The sequence below is a fragment of the Nocardia miyunensis NBRC 108239 genome, from assembly GCF_001613065.1.
GTDB lineage: Bacteria > Actinomycetota > Actinomycetes > Mycobacteriales > Mycobacteriaceae > Nocardia > Nocardia miyunensis.
Map to the genome: position 1 here is coordinate 1 of NZ_BDBQ01000057.1, position 23,466 is coordinate 23,466.

Below are 23,466 nucleotides of genomic sequence, written 5' to 3' on the forward strand. Positions count from 1 at the left end.
CAGCGTGATGCCGCGAGCGACGGTCTGCCCCAGCGCGATACGGCGGGCAACGGTCTGCCGCAGCGCGATGCGCCGGGCACCGGCCTGCCGAAGCGGGATCCGCTGAGCGGGGACCTGCCGCAGCGTGACGCCGCGAGCAATGCCCTGCCGCCGCGTGAAGGCGGTCTGCCGCAGCGGGATTCGGCCGCAGGTGGTCTCCCGCCGCGTGAGGGCGGTCTGCCGCAGCGTGAGGCGGGCGCCAATGGTCTGCCGCGGCGTCAGCCCGGCGCGAACGGCCTGCCGCAGCGCGGTCCGGGTGGTCTGCCGCAGCGTGATGCCGCGGGTAACGGTCTGCCGCAACGCGGTCCGGCCGGTAACGCAGTGCCCGAACGTGAGGGCAACGGTCTGCCGCAGCGGGAGAACGGTCTGCCGCAGCGGGACGGCAACGGCCTGTCCAAGCGCGAGAGTATCGGCAACGGTCTGCCCAAACGCGATGCGCTGACGGGTGATCTGCCCAAGCGCGATCCGCTCACCGGTGACCTGCCCAAGCGTGATGCGCTGACCGGCGATCTGCCGCGACGTGATTCGAGCGCCAGCGGCCTGCCGCAGCGCGACGCCGCCGGAACCGGTCTGCCGCAGCGCGGCCCGGCTTCGCCCGGATTGCCGCAGCGGGATTCCGCGGAAACCGAGCCGCCACGGCGGGATTCGGGTATAACCGGTCTGCCGCAGCGTAAGCCCGGCGCAGGGCTGCCGCCGCGGCCGCTGCCGACGCCCGGCCTGAGCCTGCCGCCGGCGGATCGGTCCGCGCAGAACACAGACAAGGGGGAGGACCTGGGCGAGGGCCGCGAACGCGGTCGCCACAGTTTCAAGTCCAACCCGCAGAAGACGGCCGCGTTCTTCCAGACGCGGTTGCAGCCCACCGAGGACAATCGCTCGTCGATGGCCGACAGTCCGATCTTCGCGGAGATGATGTCGGCCTGGCTGGCGGATCCGAATTCGGATCGTTCGCAGGTGGCTGCCGCCTTCGAGTCGCCGGGCGACGAGGGCTGGGAGGCCGCCCGCCGGGCGGTCGAGGTGTCCTCGGAGAAGCGCACCGCGTCCGGACTGCCGCAGCGCGATCCGGGTAACCGGCTCGTTCCCGGTGGCGTCGGTGGCAAGGTCGACCGGGTACCGAGTAACCGGGACCCCGATTCGATCAGGTCAAGTCTGAGTCGTCACCAGCAGGGCGTCCGGGATGGCCGCGCAATGAAGGCAATGAACCTTACCGGAGATAAAGGAGACCGATGAACCCCGATCTAGGTGGTACGAACCGTCAGCTGGACTGGCTGGTTTCGAACTTCGCCAACGAGGTTCCTGGCGTCGCTCATGCCGTGCTGGTTTCGGCGGACGGTCTGTTGATGGCCGCGAGTGCCCAGTTGCCCGTGGACCGTGCCGAACAGCTATCCGCAGTGACCGCCGGGCTGGCCAGCCTCTCGGTGGGTGTGTCGAACCTCTTCGAAGGCGGCACCGTTCTGCAGTCGGTGGTCGAGATGGAACACGGCTACCTATTGCTGATGGCCGTCGGCGACGGGTCCTACCTGGCCGTGCTGACCAACACGTCGTGCGATATCGGCCAGGTCGGCTACGAGATGGCGCTGCTGGTTGAGCGAGTGGGCCAGACGGTTCAGGCGACGCCTCGCGTCACGATGGGTTCCTGATGGTGGGATGGACATAGACAACCAGCGCGTGGGGAGCGCCGAGCCGAGCCTCGTACGCCCGTACTCACTGACCGCCGGCCGCACGCGGCCGACGGTCGAGTTGGCGTTGGAGGCGCTCGTCGCAGCGCAAGCGGTCGCCTTCGAGCGGCAGTTCGAACTCACCAATATCGAGACGTCAATCGTGGAGTTGTGCAGGGAGTCGCCATCGGTTGCCGAATTGGCTGCCCGGCTGGGTATCCCGATCGGGGTGGCACGTGTTCTCGTTGCCGATCTCATCGAGGCCGGACATGTACGAGTCTCGGCGACATTGAAGGACGACTCGAGCGACGATGAACGTCGCGAGCTGATCGAAAGGGTTCTTAGTGGACTCCGGCGTATTTGATTCGACGGCCCAGGTCGATACCCGCACCAGTAAACCTACCTCGGCGAAGATCGTGGTCGCGGGTGGTTTCGGTGTGGGCAAGACGACCCTGGTCGGTGCGGTCTCGGAGATCGTTCCGCTGCGCACCGAGGCATTGGTGACCAATGCCAGTGTCGGGGTCGACAGCCTGGCCGCCGTGCCGACCAAGAACACCACAACGGTGGCCATGGACTTCGGCAGGATCAGCCTCGCCGACGACCTGGTGCTCTACCTGTTCGGTACACCGGGCCAGTACCGCTTCTGGTTCATGTGGGACGACCTGATCCGCGGCGCCATCGGCGCCGTGGTGCTGGTCGACACCCGCCGGCTGGAGGACAGCTTCGCCGCGGTCGATTATTTCGAGGCGCGGAGCCTGCCGTTCCTGGTCGCCATCAACGAATTCGACGACGCGCCCAGGTATCCGACCGAGGACATCCGCCAGGCGCTGGCCGTCCCGGCCGACGTGCCGATCATGTCGATCGACGCGCGTCGGCGCGAGCCGGTGAAGCAGGCGCTGGTCTCGGTCACCGAGTACGCGCTGCGCAAGGTCGTCCAGGGTTACTGAGACCGGCGGCAGGGTCGCGAGCCCTGTTCGGTGGTTGGGCCGTTCGGCGCTCCGCGGCGTGTTCCGGCGCTACGGGGTGGTCACAGTCGCATTCCTGCCGGGGATGCGTTCGGTCCGGTCCGGGTGGATCGGACACGTCGCGCATCTCGGGCAGGGGTGCGACTGTCATGACGCGATGAGTGCTGCCATCGATTAGCTCTCGCTATCACGAACGCCGTGTAGCGGACCGTCTACGCTCCCGCGAACATATTCTTAACTCGACCTGCCGCCCCCGAACAAGGGAGCAGAGGCGAACATCTCAGACACCTGAGTTCCGTTCACCCTGGACAACGCCGACTCCTGGCCGGGGCCCGCCCCGGTCCTGGACTGAGTGGAGCGGAGGCAGAAGACACAGTGATCCGTGCGCGAGAGTTGTTGGAGGAGTTGCTCGATCCCGGTTCCTTCATGAGCTGGGACCGGCCGCCGGTGCGGGTTGCGGCGGGGGCGGAGTACCGCGAGGAGTTGCGGGCGGCCTCGGAACGGTCGGGGTCCGATGAATCGGTGGTGACCGGCGAGGGCCGGTTGCGCGGCCGGCGGATCGCCGTGATCGCTTGTGAATTCGGGTTTCTCGCGGGGTCGATCGGGGTGGCGGCGGCCGAGCGGGTCGTGCTGGCGGTGGAGCGCGCGACCGAGCTCGGGCTGCCCCTGGTGGCCTCGCCGACCTCGGGCGGCACCCGGATGCAGGAGGGCACAGTCGCTTTCGTGCAGATGGTCAAGATCGCCGGGGCCGTGACGATGCACAAGGCGGCCGGGTATCCGTATCTGGTGTATCTGCGCGATCCGACGATGGGCGGAGTGTTCGCGTCCTGGGGTTCGTTGGGGCACATGACATTCGCCGAGCCGGGCGCGCTGATCGGCTTCCTCGGCCCCAGGGTGTACCGGGCGCTGTACGGACGGCCGTTTCCCGAAGGGGTGCAGACCGCCGAGAATCTGTATCGCAACGGGGTCATCGACGGTGTGGTGCCGGTGCGGGTGTTCCGGCGGATCGTGCACCGGGTGTTGAATGTCGTGCACAGCCAGGCGATTTCGGACTCGCAGGAGTCCGGCCGACCTGCGGCCGCCGAACCTCCGGTGTCCGGTGCCGTGGAATACCCTGCGGGACATGCGGGTTCGAGTACAGACCAGTCGGCATGGGACTCCGTGCTGATCTCCCGCCGCCCGGATCGTCCCGGTATTCGTGAGCTGTTGCGTCATGCGACGGATCGAGTTCCGTTGAGCGGCACCGGTCAAGGAGAGTCGGACCGGACCGTCGTGCTGGCCCTGGCACGCCTGCGCGGCAGAGCGTGCGTGGTGTTCGGCCACGATCGCGCGGGGCAGACCGCCGAGAACACCATGGGCCCGGCCGCATTGCGGGAAGCCCGGCGCAGTATGCATCTGGCCGCGGAACTCCGCCTGCCGTTGGTGCTGGTGATCGATACCGTCGGTGCGGCGCTCTCGCGCGAGGCCGAGGAACGTGGGCTCGCGCCCGAAATCGCCCTTTGCCTGGCCGATCTCATCACCCTCGGCACGCCGACCGTCTCGGTGCTGCTGGGACAGGGCAGTGGTGGCGGCGCACTGGCCCTGCTCCCGGCCGACCGGGTGCTCGCCGCCACGCACGCCTGGCTCGCGCCGCTGCCGCCGGAAGGCGCCAGTGCCATCGTCTTCCGCGATACCGAGCACGCGCCCGCCCTCGCCGACGCGCAACGCATCCGCGCGGGCGATCTGCTGGCCGACGGTGTGGTGGATCGCATCGTGCCCGAATATCCGGACGCCGCGGACGAATCGGTCGAATTCGCCCGCCGCATGGTGAGCGCGATCGCCGACGAACTGACCGGGCTGGGCGGCCGATCGGCGGACGAACTCGTTCCGGCCCGCAATCGGCGGTACCGTCGGTTGGGCCTGCGATGAGCGCCGGATGTCGTGTCAACACGCTCCGGGACGTTCGTTGACGGTTGGACGAACCGCTTCTACCGTCGAATTGTGACCTATCGCAGCGAGACCAGCGCCGTCCCCTCGATCGTCCTGAACGACGGGTCAGTGATACCGAGACTCGGCTTCGGCGTCTTCCAGGTCCCACCGGACGAGGCGGCCGCGGCGGTCGCGACGGCGCTCGCCGTCGGTTACCGCAGCATCGACACCGCGGCCGTCTACGGCAACGAGGCCGGCGTCGGCGAGGCGGTGCGCAGATCCGGTCTGGGTCGCGACGAGGTCTACCTCACCAGCAAGCTGTGGAATTCCGAACAGGGCTACGACTCCACGCTGCGCGCCTTCGACGCCACCATGGCCGAGCTGAAGATGGATTATCTGGATCTGTACCTCATCCACTGGCCGGTGGCCGCGGCGGATCGATACATCGATACGTTCCGGGCGATGCAGGAGATCAAGGCGCAGGGCCGGGTCGGATCGATCGGTGTGTCCAATTTCACCAGCGAGCATCTGGAGCGGCTCATCGCCGAAACGGGTGAGACGCCGGTGCTGAATCAGGTCGAGCTGCACCCCGGTCTGGCGCAGCCGGAACTGCGTGCCTTCCACGCCGAACACGGCATCGCGACCGAGGCGTGGGCCCCGCTGGGACAGGGTGCGGAGCTGAAGGATCCGACGATCGGCTCGATCGCCGCCGAGGTCGGCCGCACCCCCGCTCAGGTGCTCATTCGCTGGCATCTGCAACTGGGCAATGTGGTGATTCCCAAATCGGTGACGCCGACGCGGATCAAGGAGAACTTCGACGTGTTCTCCTTCGAGCTGAGCTTCGAGCAGATGCAACTCATCTCCGCCCTGGACACCGGCTCTCGCCTCGGCCCGGATCCGGACACCTACCGTGAGGGTCTGGAGTCCTGATCACCCGCTGTCGTGCGGTTACGCGCGGCGCAGGCCGAGGAGTTCGGTGAGTTCCACCGCCGCCGCCCGGCCCGCGCGATTCGCGCCGATGGTGCTGGCCGACGGGCCGTAGCCGAGCAGGTGGATGCGCGGGTCCGCGGCGACCCGCGTCGCCAGCCGGCCGGTCATCGTGATGCCGCCGCCCGGTCCGCGCAGTCGCAGCGGCGCGAGATGATCGAGCGCACTGCGGAATCCGGTGGCCCACAGGATCACCTCGGCGGGCTGGAATGTGCCGTCCGGCCAGCGCACGCCGCCCGGTTCGATTCGGGTGAACATCGGATGCCAGTCCAGTGCACCGCGAGCGCGGGCGGCGCGAATCCGATCGTCCACCGGCAGCCCGGTCACCGAGACCACCGAACGGGGCGGCAATCCGCGCCGCACCCGATCCTCGACCATCGCCACCGCGCGGCGACCGGCCTCGCGGGTGAATTCCTCGGTGCGCCACCGTGGTTCGGTCCGCGACGTCCAGGTCGTCGTGGTCACCTGCGATATCTCGTCGAGCAACTGCACCGCCGAGATCCCGGCGCCCACGACCACCACGTGCCGCCCCGCGAATTCCCCGGCGGTCCGATAGTCGTGCGCATGCAACTGCCGCCCACCGAAGGTCTGCGCCCCCGGATAGTAGGGGATGAACGGCTTCTCCCAGGTCCCGGTCGCGTTGATCAGCCCACGCACCCGCAGCGTGGCTACATCGGAATCGGAAGTCGTTGGCGCACCCGAAGATTCGCCGGACGTTTCGAAACCATCGTCGGACTCGGCACCGGCAGCGTGATGCGCTCGATCCGTCGTGGTGCCCGGATGTGTTGCAGTGCTGCCTGATCCAGGTGTGTCCGGTGCGTTGCCGGGCATGCGACGCGCTCCGTCGGCCGACTCGCCGGAATATGGTGCGGTGCTGCCGGACCCGTCCGCGCCGGACGGGCGGAGCGCTGGGGCGTGGGCGCCGTGTTCACTCGCCGACGTCGGTGTATCGGCGGATGCGTGATCGGCCGCCCTGCCGGAGGGTGCTGTGCCGCCGGGCGGCCCCGGGACGGTCTCCGCGTGCAACAGTCCGTCGACGGATTCGGTGGGGCAGGTGGTGGGGGTGGCGCGGTCGCAGACCACGCGGACGGTGGTGGGGCGGTGGACTCGCAGGTCGAAGCGTTCCTCGTAGCGGGCGTAGTACTCGGGGACGGCGGTGGCGGCGCGGGCCTGTTCGGATCCGGGCCGCAGCACCTCGGCAAATGCCATTCCCGGGAGGTCGTGCACACCGTTCACGGTGGTGAGGGTGAGCGAGGGCCAGCGGAACTGCCATGCCCCGCCGGGGCCCGGCGCGTGATCGACGATGAGAAAGTCCTGTTCGGGGCGCAATCCGAGGCGTCGCAGATGGTATCCGGCGGACAGTCCGGCCTGTCCGGCGCCGATCACCAGGATCTCGACATCGGGTGCGGTCACGGCCGCCACAGTACCGCGCAGTGCGTCGGGTGCGGCCGGGCAACCGCGAGCCTAATACAGTGAAGGTTGTCCGAGGCGAGACCGCGCGTCCAGTCCACTACCGCACGATCCGGGGAGGCCCCCTTTGCTCGCAGTGAGTCGCGATGGTGACGTGGTCACCATCGAATTACAGCGTCCGGAGCGCCGCAACGCGCTCAACGAGGAATTGGTGGGGCGGCTGCGAGAGGCCGTGGTCACCGCCGCGGCGGATGCCCGGGTGATCGTCCTGACCGGTCAGGGGACGGTCTTCAGTGCCGGTGCGGACCTGAACGGGGTGTACTCGCAGACCTTCCTGGATGCCCTGATGGACATGTTGTCCGTGATCGAGTCCGTACCGGTCCCGGTCATCGCCGCGCTCAACGGTCCGGCACTCGGTGGCGGCGTGCAGCTGTCGCTGGCCGCGGATCTGCGAGTGATGGCGCCCGAGGCCTACATCGGTATCCCCGCCGCGAAAATCGGTGTCTCCGTGGATCGTTGGACCGTGCGCCGGCTGGCCTCGATCATCGGCGGCGGTCCCGCGCGCAGCATCCTGCTGGGCCTGGACACCGTATCGGCCTCCGACGCATACACTTTCGGTTTCGCGAACCGGATCGGGACGCTGGCCGACGCGCAGGCATGGGCCAAGTCGATCGCCGAGCTGGCTCCGCTCTCGCTGCGTCATCTCAAGCTGGTGCTCAACGACGACGGCACCCGCGATCCGCAGTCGGCGGCGCAGCGCGACGCGCTCGAGGCGGCCTGGACCAGCGCGGATGCGCAGGAGGCGCGATTGGCCCGGCAGGAGAAGCGCCCGGCGAAATTCGAGGGGCGCTGATGAGCACATTCACCACGATCCTGCGCCGGACCACCCTGGGCGTGGCGGGCGCGGTCGGACTGAGCTGGGTCGCGCGGGCGGTCTGGGAGATGCCCGGGGCAATGGGCGCCTCGGTGTCGGCGATCGCGCCGGTGGCGGCGCGGTCCGCGCGCTACCGCAACCGGCAGTTCTACAACACCGAGCCCAGTTCCACGATGGTTTCGGGATCCGGTGTGTCGCTGATGTTCTCGGCGCTGACCCGGCGCGGAGTCGGACGTCCGGCGGGCCGGATCCCGCTGGCCACACCGGAAGTGCCCGAGCAGGCCGGTGAACTGGCGGTCACCTGGTACGGGCACGCCTCGACGCTGCTCGAGGTCGACGGGTACCGGATTCTCACCGATCCGGTGTGGAGCGAACGGGTTTCGCCGTCCGCGATCGTCGGGCCGGCGCGGCTGCATCCGGTGCCGGTGCCGCTGTCGGAGCTGCCGCCGGTGGATGCGATCGTCATCTCGCACGATCACTACGACCATCTGGACCGCGATACGGTCACCGGTCTGGTCGCGAGTCAGGATGCGCCCTTCGTGGTGCCGATCGGCATCGGCGCGCATCTGCGCATGTGGGACGTTCCCGAACATCGCATCGTCGAATTAGATTGGGGCGCTTCATTTTCCCTGTCCGAACCGATCGGCGGCGGGCGGCCGGGCGAGCTGGTCGTGACGTGTGCCGAGGCGCGGCACTTCTCCGGTCGCGGACTGGTGCGCAATACGACGCTGTGGGCCTCGTGGGCGATCGCCGGACCCACCCGGCGCGTCTATTTCGGCGGAGATACCGGTTACACCAAGGCATTCGCGGAGATCGGCGAGAGCCTGGGGCCGTTCGATCTGACGCTGTTGCCGATCGGCGCGTACGACGTGCATTGGCCCGATGTGCACATGAATCCGGAGGAGGCGGTGCGCGCACACGCCGATGTGTGCCGCGGAGATTCCGGACACGGCGTGATCGTCCCGATTCACTGGGCGACTTTCAATCTGGCGTTCCATGGCTGGTCGGAGCCGGTGCGGCGGCTGGTCGCCTCCGCGCGTGCGGCCGGGACTTCGGTATCGGTTCCGTTGCCGGGGCAACGTATCGATGCCAATGCGCTATCACCACAGGTGCACTGGTGGGAAGATGTGGTCTGACCAGCGATAAATCCGATGGGTGAAGGAGCGGGACGCATGAGTCTGATGGATACCCTCAAGGGCTTGGTCGGCAAGGGGAGGGAGGTTGCCGCCGAGAACGCCGACAAGATTTCCGGCGCCGTGGACAAGGCGGGCGGTTTCATCGATGAGAAGACCGGCGGTAAGTACTCCGAGAAGATCGGCAAGGGCGCCGCGGCGTTGAAGAACGCCATACCGGAGCAGGCCGGTTCGGCCGAATCCGAGCCTGCCGCGCAGGCCGCACCCGCTCCCGAGCCGGCGGCACCCGCTGCGGAACCGCAGGCGGAGCCGGTTGCCGAGCCCACGCCGCCAGCACCGGCCCAGGCCGAGTCGGAGAAGGCTGAGTCGGAGAAGGCCGCGGAGACCGAGTCGGCGCCCGATGCCGCGCCGCCGAGCGAAACCAAGCCCGAGCCCGGCCAGGGCTGATCCCCGGTCATCTGTTGTCGGACGGGCTGTGTTGCAGGGCATGTTCGTCGGCCCGTCCGTCTGGACCGTGTGTGCGAATCCGGTCCGCAGCTATCTCCCCGTAAACTTCGACCATGGCCACCCGCCGGGATTTCGGGGGTATCGAGGTTGGGCTGAGCAACCTCGACAAGGTGCTGTATCCGTCGACCGGAACCACCAAGGGCCAGGTCATCGAGTATTTCACCACGATCGCGCCCGCACTGCTGCCGCATATCGCCGGTCGGGCGGTGACCCGTAAGCGCTGGCCCAACGGTGTCGCCGAACCCTCCTTCTTCGAGAAGAATCTCGCCGCGCACGCGCCGAAGTGGCTGGACCGTCGAGCGCAGCAGCATTCGGATCGCCGGGTGGTGTACCCGCTGATCGATTCGGTCGCGGGCCTGGCCTGGCTCGGACAGCAGGCGGCGCTGGAAATCCATGTGCCGCAATGGATTTTCGACGGGGACCAGCGCGGTCCGATCACCCGGCTGGTCTTCGATCTGGATCCTGGCCCGGGAGTGGGACTGGCCGAATGCGCGCTGGTCGCGATCCGGATCCGCGATACCGTGCGCGACGTCGGGCTGGATGCCTATCCGGTGACCAGCGGTAGCAAGGGGATTCACGTCTACGTGCCGCTGGCGCGCGTGCTCGATCCGTCCGGGGCCTCCACGGTCGCCAAGCAGGTGGCGGTGGGACTGGAGAAGCTGTACCCGGACCTGGTGACCGCGACGATGGCCAAGGCGGCTCGCCCGGGCAAGGTCTTCCTGGACTGGAGTCAGAACAACCCGTCCAAGACCACCATCGCCCCGTACTCGTTACGCGGACGCACCTCGCCGACGGTTGCCGCGCCACGCACCTGGGACGAGCTCGAGGACCGGGAGAACCTGCGGCACTCGAGCTTCGAAGAGGTACTGACTCGCTGGCGCGAGCACGGTGATCTCCTCGCGGGACTGGACTCATCGCACCGCAGTGCCACGCCGGACGCGCTGACCGCCTACCGCTCGAAGCGCGATCCCGGACGAACCCCGGAACCCGTTCCGGCGCAACCGCCTACGCCGGGCGAAGGTAATCGCTTCGTCGTGCAGGAACATCACGCCCGCCGCCTGCACTGGGACGTCCGGCTCGAGCGCGAGGGAGTCCTCGCGTCCTGGGCCGTGCCGAAGGGGCCGCCGACATCCAACACGCAGAATCGGCTCGCCGTGCGGACCGAGGATCATCCGCTGGAATACCTCGACTTTCACGGCGCCATCCCGCGCGGAGAGTACGGGGCGGGTGAGATGACGATCTGGGACTCGGGCACCTACGAGACCGAGAAGTGGCGCGAGGACGAGGTGATCGTGCGCTTGCGCGGTACCCGCCTGAACGGTCGCTACGCGCTGATCCGGACCAGGGGCGATCAGTGGCTCATGCATCTGATGAAGCCGAAACAAGATGCGGTGCAACAAATTCCGGATGGCGAGCCGCGTCGCCAGGTGACGATGCCGCACGATCTGAGTCCGATGCTGGCCACCCCCGGCGATGTGGCGTCCCTGGACGCGTCGGACTGGGCGTTCGAGACCAAGTGGGACGGCTTCCGATTGATCGTCGAGATCGCCGACGGCGTGGTCACCGCGCGCAGCCGCGCGGGAAACGTTGTGACAGAAAGGTATCCGCGCCTGGCCGCGCTCGGCGCGGAACTGGGCGAGCACCGCGTGGTGCTCGACGGGGAGGCGGTCGTCTTCGACGCCGACGGCGTCGCGAATCTCGCTCTGCTCCAGGCGGATTCGGTTCGCGCGGAATTCGTCGCCTTCGACGTGCTGTATCTGGACGGCACATCCCTGGTCCGCAAACGCTATTCGGATCGTCGCCGGGTGCTCGAGGCGCTGGCCGCGCGCTCGCCTACCCTGCTGGTGCCGCCTCTGCTGGACGGTTCCGGTGCGCAGGCGCTGGACCACAGCCGCGAGCACGGGCTGGAGGGCGTGGTCGCCAAACGGCTGGACTCGGTCTATCTGCCGGGGCGGCGCGGGCAGTCCTGGATCAAGACCCGCAACTGGCGCACGCAGCAGGTGGTGATCGGCGGCTGGCGACGCAGTGCCGCGCGACCGTTCGCCTCCCTGCTGGTCGGGGTGCCGCACGAGGACAAGCTGATCTACGCCGGGCGGGTCGGCACCGGATTCGACGAGCGGGAAATGGCGGATCTGGCCGCCCGCATGCGCCGACTGCGACGCAAGACCAGCCCGTTCGACAACGACCTCACTCGCGCCGAACGCGAGGACGCGGTCTGGGTGACGCCGAAACTCACCGGCACGGTGCGCTATATGAACTGGACCGAGTCCGGCCGCCTCTGGCACCCGGGCTGGCTCGGATCGAGCGCCTGAGCGCCGCATGCGGTCTCCACCCGTCGTACCGGGCCCGGCGTGTCGCGGAAACGTTGTCCGACCGGCCGCGGACATCGTTGACCTGGGGATTCGGGACCGCTAGCGTGCACGTTCGGTGGTGAGGTGCGGTCGGGGTGATCGGTGCTCGCGGTGCCTCGTGCGGCGACGTGGGAGGTAATCGGATGGGTTTCGGGTGGCTCGCGGGTGCACACGCCTCGCGTCGGCGGACGGGCGTGGTCCTGGCCGTGGCGATCGCGATGGTGCTGGGCCTGCTGTCGATGCGGACGGTCAGCGCCCATGTGCCCGTCCCCGACGAGGACCCGTTCTACGCCGCGCCCGCGGATCTGGCCGCACATCCGGACGGTGCGGTGCTCGGTACTCGTCCGATCAACGTGTTCGGTCTGCCGCTTCCGGTCTCGGCGTGGCAATTGCAGTACCGCACAACGGATTCGGTGAATCGGCCGATATTGGACGTGGCCACGGTGGTGGTGCCGACCACGTCGTGGGACAAGGGGCAGCGGCCGTTGCTGAGTTATCAGGTGGCCGAGGACAGCCTCGGCACGCGATGCGCGCCGTCCTTCGCGTTCTCCGGCGGGCACGATCCGGGCGTGGTGAACACCCTGCTGGACGTGCCGTTCATGACCGCCGCACTGCTGCGCGGCTGGGCCCTGGTGATCAGCGATTACGAGGGCCCCTACTCACGGTTCCTCGATGGCCCGGGTGCGGGCCGCGCGGTGCTGGACGGTGTGCGGGCGACGTTGTCCTTCGCGCCGGGCGGGGTGGGTGCGGCGAGTCCGGTTGGGGCATGGGGATATTCGGGCGGCGCGTTCGCCACGCTGTGGGCGGCGCAGATGCGCGCGACCTACGCACCACAGCTGCGGTTCGCGGGGATGAGTACCGGTGGTGTTCCGGCCGACATCCCCGCGATCGCCCGGCGCGTCGACGGCGGCGGCCAGGCCGGGCTGGCCCTGCTGATCGTCATGGCGCTGACCCGCAATCACCCCGAATCCGGCCTGTCCGGCATGCTCAACGATCGCGGTCGCGCGCTGATGGCCGCGAATGCCGCCGCCTGCGGATCGAATCTGGTGCCCCAGTACGTCAACGCACATGTCGACGATTACACGATTGCCCCGAATCTACTGGGTAGCAAGCAATTTCGCGGTACGGCCGCGGCGAACGAACTGGGCTACGCCGCGATCGACACTCCGCTGTACATGTATCACAGCAACTCCGACGACGTGATCCCCGTGGCCGGATTCAGCGCCGCGGTCGACCGGTACTGTGCGATGGGGACGACTCTCACGGCGGTCCACTCACCCTTCCCCACACACAACGGCGCGGCGGCCGGTGAGGCCCTGGGCGGCATGAACTTCCTCGGCGACCGCTTCGCCGGGCAGCCCGTGAAACCGGGCTGCACCATTCGATGACCGCGTGATCACTGATTCCACTTGGTGGTGCCGGGTGCGGCGCCGAGCGTGTCGACCAGGTCGATTCCCGCGAGAACCAGTGCCGGGCCGCCGACCACGATCGTGCCGATGATGGCGCCGAGCGAGGCGCCGGCCAGTACGCTCGCCACCACGCCGGGGCCGCTGACGATGCCGGTCAGCCCGATCAGCGCGCCCAGGGCCGTGCCGAGGAAGCCGCCGATCGCGGTGGCGATGCCGAACTGGCTCGAGAAGGACTCCAGCGCACGCTGGTTCTCCGTCACCGAGGCCACCGGAATCGCCCGTGCCGGACGGGCCGCGGCCGCATTCTTCACCGCGGTCAGGTCCAGTTCGTGCGAATCCGCGCTGATCCGGTGCGGCAGTGGATATTCCGTGCCGTTCTGCCGGATCGACAGCGGCAGCGTGACGACGGTGTTGCCGTCGGCGTCGCGGATGTCGACGGTGCGCTGGTCGGCCGCCAGGCGGAAGGACCCGCCGGTCAGTGTGGTCTGCACGGTATTGCCCACCAGTTTGGTGACGTAGTGCACCACGGGCATGGCGGGATCGGCGTGCGCGGTACCGGCCCCGAGGCCCAGGGCGATCGCGACCGGTACGACGGTAGCGGTGAACTTGCGCAGGAGCATTCTGCTGTTCCAATCTTCAACGGTTTCGTCGGAGAACATCGGCGCGCGCAGGCACAGACTCCCGCTACTCGATATGGGTTGCGCGCGGATCCGTGTAGCGAGGTGGTAACTGCTGCACGTTCGCGCAATCCTAGAGATATCCGGGCAGCACAATCCGCGAATTCTGGGTTATCCCTTGCGATTCGAGCGGGATTGGATGATTCCGGGGGGCGAAAAAGACGCCGGGTCGGTTGTTGCCCGCCCGGATCCGTGCGAATCGGAGGATTCCTACCGATCGGTTGGGATTCGGTCTAGAGCGCGGTGTTGATCGCCACTGCCGCAACGCCTATCGCGATCACGACGAGCAGCGCGAGCGCATCGCGAAGCCCCGGTGCGCTCGGATACGCGGTGAGCTGTCCGGTGCCGCCGCGCGCGGTGATCGCCTCGCCGAGTTCACCCGCGCGGCGCGTGGACACCGCCATGGCCGCGGTCAGGACGTCCATGAGCGCGTTGTCGGTGGCGCGTTGCAGCAGACCGTCGTTCGGGCGCAGTCTGCGCGCGGCGCGCAGGATGCGCATCTCGTCCAGCAGTAGCGGAAGTCCGCGCAACGTCAACGCCACCACCACGGCCCACTCGTCCACGGGTATGCGCAGCAGGCGCAGCGGCGCGCCGAGTTTCGCGAGCGCGGGGGCGATCTCGCCCATCGGGGTGGTCCACGCGATCAGGAAGGAGGAGACGACCAGCAGCAGCGCGAACGTCATCGTCTGCGCGTAGTGCGCCACCGCCGGCCAACCGGCGGGGAGCGAGGTGAAGAATCCGACGCTCAGCAGTGCCCAGAACTGCCAGGGCGGTCGCGGCAGGGTGCCCGGCGGCAGATGCGCCACCGCGCCGACGGCGATCAGGAAGGCGGTCATCAGGCCGAGTACCGGCCAGGAGGGCTGGAACAGGACGATCAGGCTGATCAGGAAGACCGCGATCATCTTCGTCCCGGCCCACAGCCGGTGTACCGGGCTCTGTACCGGAACCTCGCGCAGCAGCACCATGGTCATCGCGGGGCTCCCGGAATGTCGAACGGAATGTATTGTGCGGGAACGGGTCTCATCGGTCGCCTCCGGTCGTGCCGGGGCGCTTCTGGGTCAGCCGGGTGAGGCTGCGCGCCGCGAGGCCGGGGGCGGGGGCGGGGGCGGGCGTCGGCTGCACCGCGGTCTCCGGTATCAGGCCGTTGCGCAGGTGCACGGTCCGGTCGCAGACGCCCGTCATATCCGCCACGTCGTGCGAGATGACGATCAGCGTCAGGCCCGAATCCCGCAGGCGGGCAAGAAGTTCCACCACCTCGGCGCGGCCCTGCGGATCGAGTCCGGCCAGCGGCTCGTCGAGCACCACCACCTGCGGATGACTGGCCACGATCGCCGCGAGCACCACGCGTTTGGCCTGACCGCCGGAGAGTTCCTCGATCGAGTGTGAGGCCAGTGCGCGATCCAGGCCGACCGCGTCCAGCGCCTTTCCGACCGCGGCCGAGCCGGTGCCGCTGCCGCCCCAGTCCTCGATCTCGGCGGCCATGGTCTGTCGTTGCAATTGCAGCCGGGAATGCTGGAAGGCCAGCCCCACCGCGCCGATTCGCGTGGAGACCCGGCGGGTTCCGGTGCCCTCGTGCAGTTCGCAACGGCCGTGACTCGGTTCGACCAGGCCGGCCATGATCCAGGCCAGCGTGGATTTCCCGGATCCGTTGCCGCCCACGATCAGCAGTGCCTCGCCGCGTCGCACGGTGAGGTCGATGCCGTGCAGAGCCGTTGCGGCCCAAGGGGTTCCGCGATTGTAGGTGTGGCGGACGTCGCGCAGTTCCAGGATCGGCTCGCCCATCGGGCGGCGGCGTTCGTCGCGGGCGGGACGCGGCCAGGCGGGCAGCCGGTCCACCTGCCGCCCGTCGGACAGGTGCACCACGCGGTTCGCGGCCGCGGCATCGGCCTCGTGATGGGTGACCAGGACGACCGCCATCGGGTGCCGCCGGGGCAGTTCGGCCAGCAGGGCGACCAGATCGCGGCGGCCGTCGGGATCGATCATCGAGGTGGCCTCGTCGGCGATCAGCAGTGCCGGTCGGCGGGCCAGCGCCGCGGCCACCGCCAGACGCTGCTGCTGACCGCCCGACAGCGTGGCGGTCTCGGACTTGCCCATCCCGCCGAGCCCGACCTCGGTCAGCAGGGATTCGACATCGACCTGCTCGGCCAGTTCCGGCGGCAGGCCCCACACCACGTCGTCGGCGACCTGAACGCCCAGGGTCTGGCTCTCCGGACGTTGCAGTACCAGCGCGGTGCCGCCGAGTCGGCCCAGACCCGCCGAGCCGGGACGTTCGACCGCGCCCGCGCTGGGTGGCCGTCCGGCCAGCAGCCTGGTCAGCGTGGATTTACCCGAACCGTTGTGTCCGACGACGGCCACGAACTCCCCGACGTCCACGGTGAGCGAGACCTCGGTGAGCGCATCGGCGCGCGCGCCCGGATAGCGGAACGACGCTCGGTGCAGGGTGACCGGCAACGGTGCGATCGGGCGGTTGTCGGGCGGGGCGTCCAGCAGATCGCGGCCGGGCAGCCAGGTCAGCCTGTCCAGCACCGAACCCAGGGCGAACCAGGAGAACACCGCCGTGGCGACCAGGCCGATGAGGATCCCGCCGGCGATATAGGCCCACCACCAGTGCAGGACCGCGTCGGTGATCGAACCGAGCGCCCGGCCGAACGCCGCGAGCTGGGGTTGCTGTTCGGCGAGTCGCTGCACGCCCTTGGAGAGGTTGCGGATGGTCTCGAACAGCAGTTTCCGCGAGGCCGTGAACACCAGCAGCATTCCGACCGAGAACAGCGAGGACGCCGCGCCGGCCAGGAGCGACAGGCCGATGACCGCGGGCAGACCCCCGCCGCGACGTTTGACGATGCCGACGATCCCGCCGATGATCGCCATCGCCACCGTGGTGAACGCGGGAAACATGCCCGCCACCACGAAGGTCACCAGGGTCGCCGCCGCACCGGCGGTGAACACCGCGCGCAACCGGTGCCGGTGCGCGAGCAGGCCCATCGGGACCGCCGCGATCAGCATCAGCGCGGTGGCGATCGGTAGGACCGTGCCGACCGTCACCAAGCCCACCGTCACACCGGCCAGGACCGCCCCCGTGGCCAATTCGATCGGGCGCAACGGCCCCTGCCCCACCCGGGGCCGTTCGCTGCCTGTGGAAAGAGCGGTCACGGGTCAAGTCTGCCAGGCTCGTCTGAGCTCCGTCTGGGTGCGCGCGGTGTGAAACGGGTGCGGCCGCTGTGTGCGGAGCCGATCGCGCCTGTGGACGCCTGGGGATGACCGTGCCGAGAGTTATGGGGTGGGGGTGAGGTCGTAGTCGGTGAGGTGGAGGGTTCGGGTGCGCAGGCGGTAGGCGGTGACCGTGCCGGGCCAGTTGTTGGTGATGCGGCCCGCGGCGTTGCGGTACCAGCTCGAGCAGCTGGACCAGGGGGTGCGGCGGAGTCTGTGCTGGACGTGGGTGTCGAAATCTCGAGCGGCCTGGGGGGTGACCTCGAGCGTGTGGCCGGGGTGGCCGGCCAGCTGGGTCAGAGCCTGGCGGATGTAGCGGGCCTGGCATTCGATCATGTACACGATCGAGCCGATACCCAGATTGGTGTTGGGGCCGTACAGCAGGAACAGGTTCGGGAAGCGCGGCACCGTCATGCCGAGGTAGGCGCGGGCGCCGTCGGTCCAGGCATCGGCCAGGTCCAGGCCGTCGCGGCCGAGAATCCGCATGGGCCAGAGGAATTCGCTGCCCTTGAAGCCGGTGCCGTAGACGATCACGTCGGCGGGGTGCACGACGCCGTCGGCCGTGCGCACGCCTTCGGGGACGATTTCGGTGATCGTTGTGGTCACCACGTCGACGTTGGGCTGTACGAGTGCGGGGTAGTAGTCGTTGGAGAACAGCACCCGTTTGCACAGCACCGGGTAGTCCGGGGTGAGTTTCGCGCGCAGCGCCGGATCGGTGACCTCGTGGTGCAGGCTGGCGCGGCACAGGGCGGCGACCAGGCGTCGCAGCGGCGGCAGATCCGCCAATCCCAGCGCGAAGAACTCCAGGAAGCACCATATCCAGAGACGTTGTGCCAGACGCAATCCCGGCACGTGGCGGAACAGTGCGTGATGGATCGGCAGATACTCGCGGTCGCTGCGCTTCACCACCCACGCCGCGGTGCGCTGGAACACCGTCAGGTGCGCGACCCGCGGCTGGATCGCCGGGACGAACTGGATCGCGCTCGCGCCCGTGCCTATCACGGCTACGCGCTTACCGGCCAGGTCGACCGAATGGTCCCACTGCGCGGAGTGGAAGGACGGGCCACGGAACTTCTCGCGGCCGGGTATGGCGGGCAGTTGCGGGCGCGAGAGTTGGCCGACCGCGGAGATCAGCACGTCAGCGGTGTACTCGGTGCCGTCGGCGGTATGCACGGTCCAGGTTCCGGCGGATTCGTCGAAGGCCGCCTCGGTGACGTCCGCGCCGAATCGGATCCGCTCGAGCAGGCCGTTGTCGGCGGCGAGGCGTCGCAGGTAGTTCAGGATGTCGGCCGCGCCCGAGTAGCGGTGCGGCCAGTCCGGTTTGGGTGCGTAGGAGTACGAGTACAGCGGTGAGGGCACGTCGCAGGCCGCGCCCGGATAGGTGTTCTCCCGCCAGACCCCGCCCGGTTCGGCGGCCCGCTCCAGGATGGTGAATTCGTCGAAACCGTTGCGCCGCAGCTCCATAGCCATGCCGAGGCCGCCGAATCCGGCGCCGATGATTATGACGGACGGTATCGTCGCTGACATTGTGGCGCTCCTCACAGCTGTGGGTGTAGCCTCCACTCTAAAGAGCTGGGGCGCTGTTGATCGAGATATTCGGCCATAATCGGAGTATGGCAACGGAGCAGCATCCCGCGATTCGCAATTGGGATTTCCCGCGAGGGATGGCGAGTGTCGCCCTGATGGTCGGCTACGCCCGCGAATACGGGGTGGCCGCCGAGGTCATGCTGCGCGGTACCACGCTGACCGAGCGCACCCTCGCCGATCCGGACGCGCAGATTGATGCGCGGACCGAGTTGGCGGTGATCCGCAATCTGGTGCGCGCGCTCGGCGCGGAACGTCCGGCGCTCGGTGTGGAGGTGGGGCGCCGCTACCACATCACCACCTTCGGCATCTTCGGTTTCGCGTGCGTCAGCAGTCCGACCCTGGGCGAGACGATCGCGTTCGCGCTGCGCTATCTGGAGCTGAGTTTCACCTTCTGTCTGCCGGTAACGCGTTGGGAGTCAGGACAATTCGTCGCCGATATCCACGACGAGCTGGTCCCCCCGGATGTGCGGCGCTTCCTGGTGGAACGTGATGTGCTGGCGATGCATCAGGTGATGAGCGATCTGCTGGGCCGTCCGCTGACGCTGCTGCGCGCCGAATTCGATTACCCGGAACCGGAATACGCCGATCGTCTCGCCGAAATCGTCGGTGTGCGACCGTATTTCGGGCAGCCGCAGAACCTGTTCGCACTCGATCCCGCGGTGCTCGAACAGCCGCTGCCGCAGGCCAACGAGTACACCTGGGCGATGTGCCTGGCCCAGTGCCGGGAACTGGTGCATCGCCGTCGCGCCCGCACCGGCATCGCCGCGGAGGTCCGCGAACGTCTGGTGCCGCGCGGCGGCGTCGACGGCTATGCCGCGCCCCTGGGCATCGACGCGGTTGCCCGCGATCTCAATATGAGCACCCGCACCCTGCGCCGCCACCTCGACGCCGTCGGCACCAGCTATCGCGCCCTGCTGGACGAGGTTCGCCGCACCCTGGCCGAGGAAATGCTCACCGCCACACCGTTGTCCGTCAGCGACGTCGCCATCCGACTCGGCTACGCCGAAGCCTCCACCTTCATCTACGCCTTCAAACGCTGGACCGGAACCACTCCGGCTTCCTACCGCCGCGAGCGGGTGCGCAAGTAGCGGCACGGCTCGTACGACCACGCCCGTCGCCGCGAAATGCCTGTATCACTCGCCGATCCGAATCGCACCATTCCTCTGGACCGGCTCGTCCGCTCATCGATGTGGTGCCGACGGATGTGGTGCCGACGCCGAAGCCGGAACCGGGAGTGAAGTGGGGCCGTCGGACCGAGCCGCGACTACACCGCGGCTATCCGACCGCCCATCGGAACCGGGCGCAGCAGAGTGGTGAGGCGGCCCTCGTCGACGACGTGCAGGAGCAGAGCGGGGTCGGGGGCGTAGTCGATGGGAACCTCGCCGGGGGCGGTGACCTCCCAGGCGCCGCCGATGGTCGAGGCCACGCTGGGGGCGACGACCAGCGGTTTGCCGCCGAACAGCGTGGTGCCCATGGTGTGCGCGTGGCCGGTGAAGACGCCGAGGATGCGATCGTCGGCGGCGACGATCTGTTCGAGCCACTGCGGGTTGGCCAGGCGGATGGGGTCCACGACCGTGCTGTACATCGCCATCGGCGGATGATGCAGTGCGATCAGCACCGCATCGCCGGGCGGTGTCGCGCGCAGCAGATCGGTGAGCCAGGCGAAGGTGTCGTCGCCGAGTTCGCCGCCGCCGGTGCCGGGCACCGTGGAATCGAGCAGGGCCACCGTCAGCCCGTCCAGACGCATCGCCCGGTCGAGCGGCTCGGCCGAGGCATCCTCGCCGAGCAGCACTCGGCGCAGCGCGTTGCGGTCGTCGTGATTTCCGGGCAGTACCCACAGCGGGATCGTGGTGGAACCCAGGGTGACCAGCGCCTGTTCGTACTCCTCGGGCCTGCCCGCATCGGTGATGTCGCCGGTGAGCAGGATCGCATCGGGTTGCCGCGGCAGCGCGGCCAGATAGGCCAGCACCCGTTCGACTCGTTCGGCGTTTCGGGTTTTCAGGTCGAAATGTGTGTCGCTGAGCTGAGCCAACAAAATCATCGGCGGGTGCCTTCTCGTGAGATCGCGCCGTTGCGCCCGAGCGTGCCTGGACGGCACACCATCAGGCTAGATTGCCGCTTGCGGTCGCGTCTTCATGAGACGCGCCACCGAATATAGCGAACATGCATGACAATCGTTCTCTGTCGGACGGCGGGTCATGCGTGCGCGGCGCGTGCGAGCAGGGCGTCGGGATCGTCGGTGAGCCGGGTCGTGCCCGCGGTCCAGAAGTCCGGGCCCGGCGGTGCGACCAGCACCAGTTCGGCGGAGTCGCGCCACGGCGCGTCCAGGCGCAACCGCCACGAATGCAGGTGCGTGCGCGGGTACGCGCCGGATCGATCGAACAGCGGATCACCGGCGATCGGATGTCCGATCCAGGCCAGATGCACCCGGATCTGGTGGCGCCGTCCGGTGATCGGGCGCACCGCGAGCACCGTGTGCGCCTCGCCGCGCAGCACCGTGGTGAATTCGGTGCGGGACGGATAGTTCTTGCCCGCCAGCACATCTCGCCGCGCGACCGACCAGGTGGCACTCGCCGGACCGTCGTCGGCGCGCGCGATGGTCTCCCGCGGAGCCGCGATCCGCACCCGGTTCTTGCGGCCCACGCTCAGCGGCAGATCGATGACGCCGTGCTGCGGCAGCCCGGTCGACGCGGTGACGGCCAGATAGCACTTGTCCGCCGTACGTTTGTTGAACTGCCTGGTCAGCTGACCGTGCGCGGTGAGGTCCTTGGCCAGCAGCACCAGTCCGGAGGTCACCTTGTCGATCCGGTGTACCGGATACAGCGTTTCGCCGTCCTCCTGCGCGAGCCGCACGATATCGGTATCGTGCCGCTCCCCGGTCACCGAGATTCCCGCGGGCTTGTTCAGCGCCAGTATCGCCGCATCCTCCTCGAGGCGACATCGCGCGCGCAGTTCCGGCCAGTGCATACCTGCAATAGTGGCGTCCGGTGCGTCACGTCGGGTGCGCGGCCCCCGGTGCTTCGCCTACCGTGCCTACGCCGGTACATTCCCCGCGTGTCGGCGAGGTGCCGACCGCAGCGGAGATACCAGCGCCGGAGAGCGGAGAGCGCCGTCGCCGCACCGGCCGCGCTGAGCATCGGCTCGAGTTGAACAGCACTGCGGGTCCAGCGCACGGGTGCGTGTGAACTGTGTATCCGTGTGCTGCGGTTGCTCCGGGAACTGCCGTGATCACGCTCGGGGGCGTCGCGTTCATGAGCGCCGTCGGCTGTTCTCGTGTGGGCTGTGGTGTCTCGGCCACTCGGGCCGTGAGTTCGGCTGGTCGCCCACAGGTACGCGCCCAACTCGATGGCCGACCGGAACAGCCGAATCAGCAAGAGCCTAGGACGTCGCGTGTTCGAGTTCGGTGAGGGCATTGTCGAGGTGGTCGATGAGGGTGGGCAGTTGGGGGACCGCGCGGCGGCAGCCGACTATGCCGACGTCGAAACTGTCGGCGGTGCTGGTGACGGTGATGTTCATGGCCTGGCCGTCGAACGGGATGGACAGCGGGTAGTTGTGCTCGAGCCGGGCGCCTTGCAGATAGACCGGTTTGCGTGGGCCGGGCACATTGGAGATGACGAGGTTGAACGGAACCCGGGGCAGGGCCTGGAAGCCGGGCAGGAAGGTCAGCCCGAGCGGGGACATCAGCAATGCGGACAGGGCGAGCGCCTGCAAGCGCGGCAGTTCGGTGAACACGCGCTTGGATTCGCGCATCGAGGTGCTGATCGCGGCCAGCCGCTGGGCCGGGTCCGCGATATCGGTGCCCAGATCGCACAGCAGGGCTGCGATCAGATTGCCCTCGAGTTCGGCATCGCCGGTGCGGCGCAGATTCACCGGGACCATGGCGATGAGAGGCTTGTCCGGCAACGCGTTTCGCTTCAGCAGGTATTCGCGCACGGCGGCGGCGGACAGGGCCAGGACAACATCGTTGACAGTCGCGCCGGTGGCCCGGCGCACGGCGTTGACGCGTTCCATCGGCCAGGATCCGACGGCGATACTGCGCGCGCCGCCGATCGGGACGTTGAACATCGTCGGGGGTGCGGACAGCGGCAACGCCAGCTTGCCCTCGGTCAGCGCGCGCACCGTGCCGCGCACACCGCCGACCTCGGTGATCAAGCGCGGCAATGCATGCCGCACCTGCTGCCACAGGCTCTCGGGGACATCGGGGTCGGGTTCGGTCCGGCTCACCGTCCACGGCGCGCGGATCCGGGTGGCGAACGGATCGTCGGTCAGGCTGCGCTGTAGCAGCCGCTGCGCGGAGACCCCGTCGATGAGGGCGTGATGCATCTTGACGTAGAGAGCCAGTCGATCCTGCGCCATCCCCTCGATGATCCGGCCCTCCCACAGCGGGCGATGCCGATCCAGCAGGGTGCCGTGCAGATGCTCGACCAGATCGAGCAGTTCGGCCGTGCCGCCCGGCTGGGGCAGCGCGCAGCGGCGCAGGTGGTATTCGAGATCGATCTCGCCGTGCGCCCAGACCACGCTGGAGAAGCTGCCGAGGACGCGCCGCTGCCGTCGCCGGAAACGTGGCCGCACGGGCGTGGCGGACATCAGCTCCGAGTACAGCGAGCGCACGAAATCGGTCCCCTGTTCGGCGGGCCGCTCGAAGATCTGCAGGCTGCCCACATGCATGGGATGTTCACGCGATTCGGCTGTGAGGAAGAGAGCGTCGATCGGGTTGAGGAGTTCCATCGGATCCGCCTATACCGGGTGGGTGTAGC

Annotated in this window: 19 protein-coding genes and 1 pseudogene; 12 read left to right on the plus strand and 8 right to left on the minus strand. The window is 68.4% G+C overall.

All coding sequences use genetic code 11. The features are described from left to right. The 6 genes and pseudogenes from NM2_RS50310 to NM2_RS24745 form a co-directional block, all read left to right on the plus strand. Positions 1 to 1,266 (plus strand): annotated as a pseudogene (locus tag NM2_RS50310) (sensor histidine kinase); the annotation flags it as partial. After that, positions 1,263 to 1,676, plus strand: coding sequence for a roadblock/LC7 domain-containing protein (locus NM2_RS24725; protein ID WP_011207200.1), 414 nt, complete (start codon positions 1,263 to 1,265; stop codon positions 1,674 to 1,676). The pseudogene NM2_RS50310 and the gene NM2_RS24725, both read left to right, overlap by 4 nt. Positions 1,677 to 1,683: 7 nt before the next feature. Then, positions 1,684 to 2,058: a DUF742 domain-containing protein gene (locus NM2_RS24730; protein WP_040818858.1), complete on the plus strand. Its 375-nt coding sequence runs from the start codon at positions 1,684 to 1,686 to the stop codon at positions 2,056 to 2,058. After that, positions 2,039 to 2,641: a GTP-binding protein gene (locus tag NM2_RS24735; RefSeq protein WP_174435003.1), complete on the plus strand. Its 603-nt coding sequence runs from the start codon at positions 2,039 to 2,041 to the stop codon at positions 2,639 to 2,641. The genes NM2_RS24730 and NM2_RS24735 overlap by 20 nt, the downstream gene beginning before the upstream one ends. Before the next feature lie 444 nt (positions 2,642 to 3,085). Then, positions 3,086 to 4,567, plus strand: a complete 1,482-nt coding sequence (locus NM2_RS24740; protein WP_169816237.1) for an acetyl-coenzyme A carboxylase carboxyl transferase subunits beta/alpha — start codon at positions 3,086 to 3,088, stop codon at positions 4,565 to 4,567. A 72-nt stretch (positions 4,568 to 4,639) separates the two neighbouring features. Beyond that, on the plus strand, positions 4,640 to 5,497 hold the full coding sequence (locus NM2_RS24745; protein WP_067673348.1) for an aldo/keto reductase: 858 nt from the start codon (positions 4,640 to 4,642) through the stop codon (positions 5,495 to 5,497). An 18-nt stretch (positions 5,498 to 5,515) separates the two neighbouring features. Here NM2_RS24745 and NM2_RS51830 read toward each other — a convergent pair whose 3' ends face one another. Continuing rightward, entirely contained in the window at positions 5,516 to 6,967 is a 1,452-nt protein-coding gene (locus NM2_RS51830) for an NAD(P)-binding protein (RefSeq protein ID WP_245718200.1), read from the minus strand. Positions 6,968 to 7,091: 124 nt separating this feature from the next. Here NM2_RS51830 and NM2_RS24760 point away from each other — a divergent pair, with 124 nt between their 5' ends. From NM2_RS24760 to NM2_RS24780, 5 genes are all read left to right on the plus strand, one after another. After that, positions 7,092 to 7,817, plus strand: a complete 726-nt coding sequence (locus tag NM2_RS24760) for an enoyl-CoA hydratase (RefSeq protein WP_067673350.1) — start codon at positions 7,092 to 7,094, stop codon at positions 7,815 to 7,817. Continuing rightward, on the plus strand, positions 7,817 to 8,974 hold the full coding sequence (locus NM2_RS24765) for an MBL fold metallo-hydrolase (protein ID WP_084531520.1): 1,158 nt from the start codon (positions 7,817 to 7,819) through the stop codon (positions 8,972 to 8,974). The genes NM2_RS24760 and NM2_RS24765 overlap by 1 nt, the downstream gene beginning before the upstream one ends. A gap of 36 nt (positions 8,975 to 9,010) precedes the next feature. Beyond that, positions 9,011 to 9,418 carry an antitoxin gene (locus tag NM2_RS53430; RefSeq protein WP_067673352.1) on the plus strand — a complete coding sequence of 136 codons (408 nt, stop codon included), beginning with the start codon at positions 9,011 to 9,013 and terminating at the stop codon, positions 9,416 to 9,418. Positions 9,419 to 9,531: 113 nt separating this feature from the next. Further along, positions 9,532 to 11,790 (plus strand): ATP-dependent DNA ligase, encoded by a 2,259-nt coding sequence (locus NM2_RS24775; protein ID WP_067673353.1) that lies wholly within the window; start codon positions 9,532 to 9,534, stop codon positions 11,788 to 11,790. A 182-nt stretch (positions 11,791 to 11,972) separates the two neighbouring features. After that, a complete protein-coding gene (locus NM2_RS24780; RefSeq protein WP_084531521.1) occupies positions 11,973 to 13,217 on the plus strand; it encodes a lipase family protein in 1,245 nt (414 codons plus the stop codon). An 8-nt stretch (positions 13,218 to 13,225) separates the two neighbouring features. On the opposite strand, the gene NM2_RS24785 is transcribed toward NM2_RS24780, so the two are convergent. The 4 genes from NM2_RS24785 to NM2_RS24800 all read right to left on the minus strand — a co-directional run bounded on the left by NM2_RS24785 (position 13,226) and on the right by NM2_RS24800 (position 18,649). Then, a complete protein-coding gene (locus tag NM2_RS24785; RefSeq protein WP_067673479.1) occupies positions 13,226 to 13,858 on the minus strand; it encodes a DUF8020 domain-containing protein in 633 nt (210 codons plus the stop codon). Positions 13,859 to 14,148: 290 nt separating this feature from the next. Then, a complete protein-coding gene (locus tag NM2_RS24790) occupies positions 14,149 to 14,886 on the minus strand; it encodes a CbiQ family ECF transporter T component (RefSeq protein ID WP_067673354.1) in 738 nt (245 codons plus the stop codon). Positions 14,887 to 14,935: 49 nt separating this feature from the next. After that, complete coding sequence (locus NM2_RS24795; RefSeq protein ID WP_084531522.1) at positions 14,936 to 17,065, minus strand: ATP-binding cassette domain-containing protein; 2,130 nt, start codon at positions 17,063 to 17,065, stop codon at positions 14,936 to 14,938. A gap of 120 nt (positions 17,066 to 17,185) precedes the next feature. Then, a complete protein-coding gene (locus tag NM2_RS24800) occupies positions 17,186 to 18,649 on the minus strand; it encodes a flavin-containing monooxygenase (RefSeq protein WP_067673355.1) in 1,464 nt (487 codons plus the stop codon). Positions 18,650 to 18,735: 86 nt separating this feature from the next. Between NM2_RS24800 and NM2_RS24805 the strand changes: the two genes are divergently transcribed. Beyond that, entirely contained in the window at positions 18,736 to 19,797 is a 1,062-nt protein-coding gene (locus tag NM2_RS24805; protein WP_067673357.1) for an AraC family transcriptional regulator, read from the plus strand. Positions 19,798 to 19,973: 176 nt separating this feature from the next. Here NM2_RS24805 and NM2_RS24810 read toward each other — a convergent pair whose 3' ends face one another. The 3 genes from NM2_RS24810 to NM2_RS24820 form a co-directional block, all read right to left on the minus strand. Beyond that, the gene (locus tag NM2_RS24810) at positions 19,974 to 20,750 is read right to left on the minus strand and encodes a metallophosphoesterase (RefSeq protein ID WP_084531523.1); all 777 of its coding nucleotides are present in this window, start codon (positions 20,748 to 20,750) and stop codon (positions 19,974 to 19,976) included. Positions 20,751 to 20,905: 155 nt separating this feature from the next. After that, positions 20,906 to 21,676, minus strand: a complete 771-nt coding sequence (locus NM2_RS24815) for an RluA family pseudouridine synthase (protein WP_067673359.1) — start codon at positions 21,674 to 21,676, stop codon at positions 20,906 to 20,908. Between the two features lie 411 nt (positions 21,677 to 22,087). Continuing rightward, a complete protein-coding gene (locus NM2_RS24820; RefSeq protein WP_067673362.1) occupies positions 22,088 to 23,437 on the minus strand; it encodes a WS/DGAT/MGAT family O-acyltransferase in 1,350 nt (449 codons plus the stop codon). Positions 23,438 to 23,466: the final 29 nt, after the last annotated feature.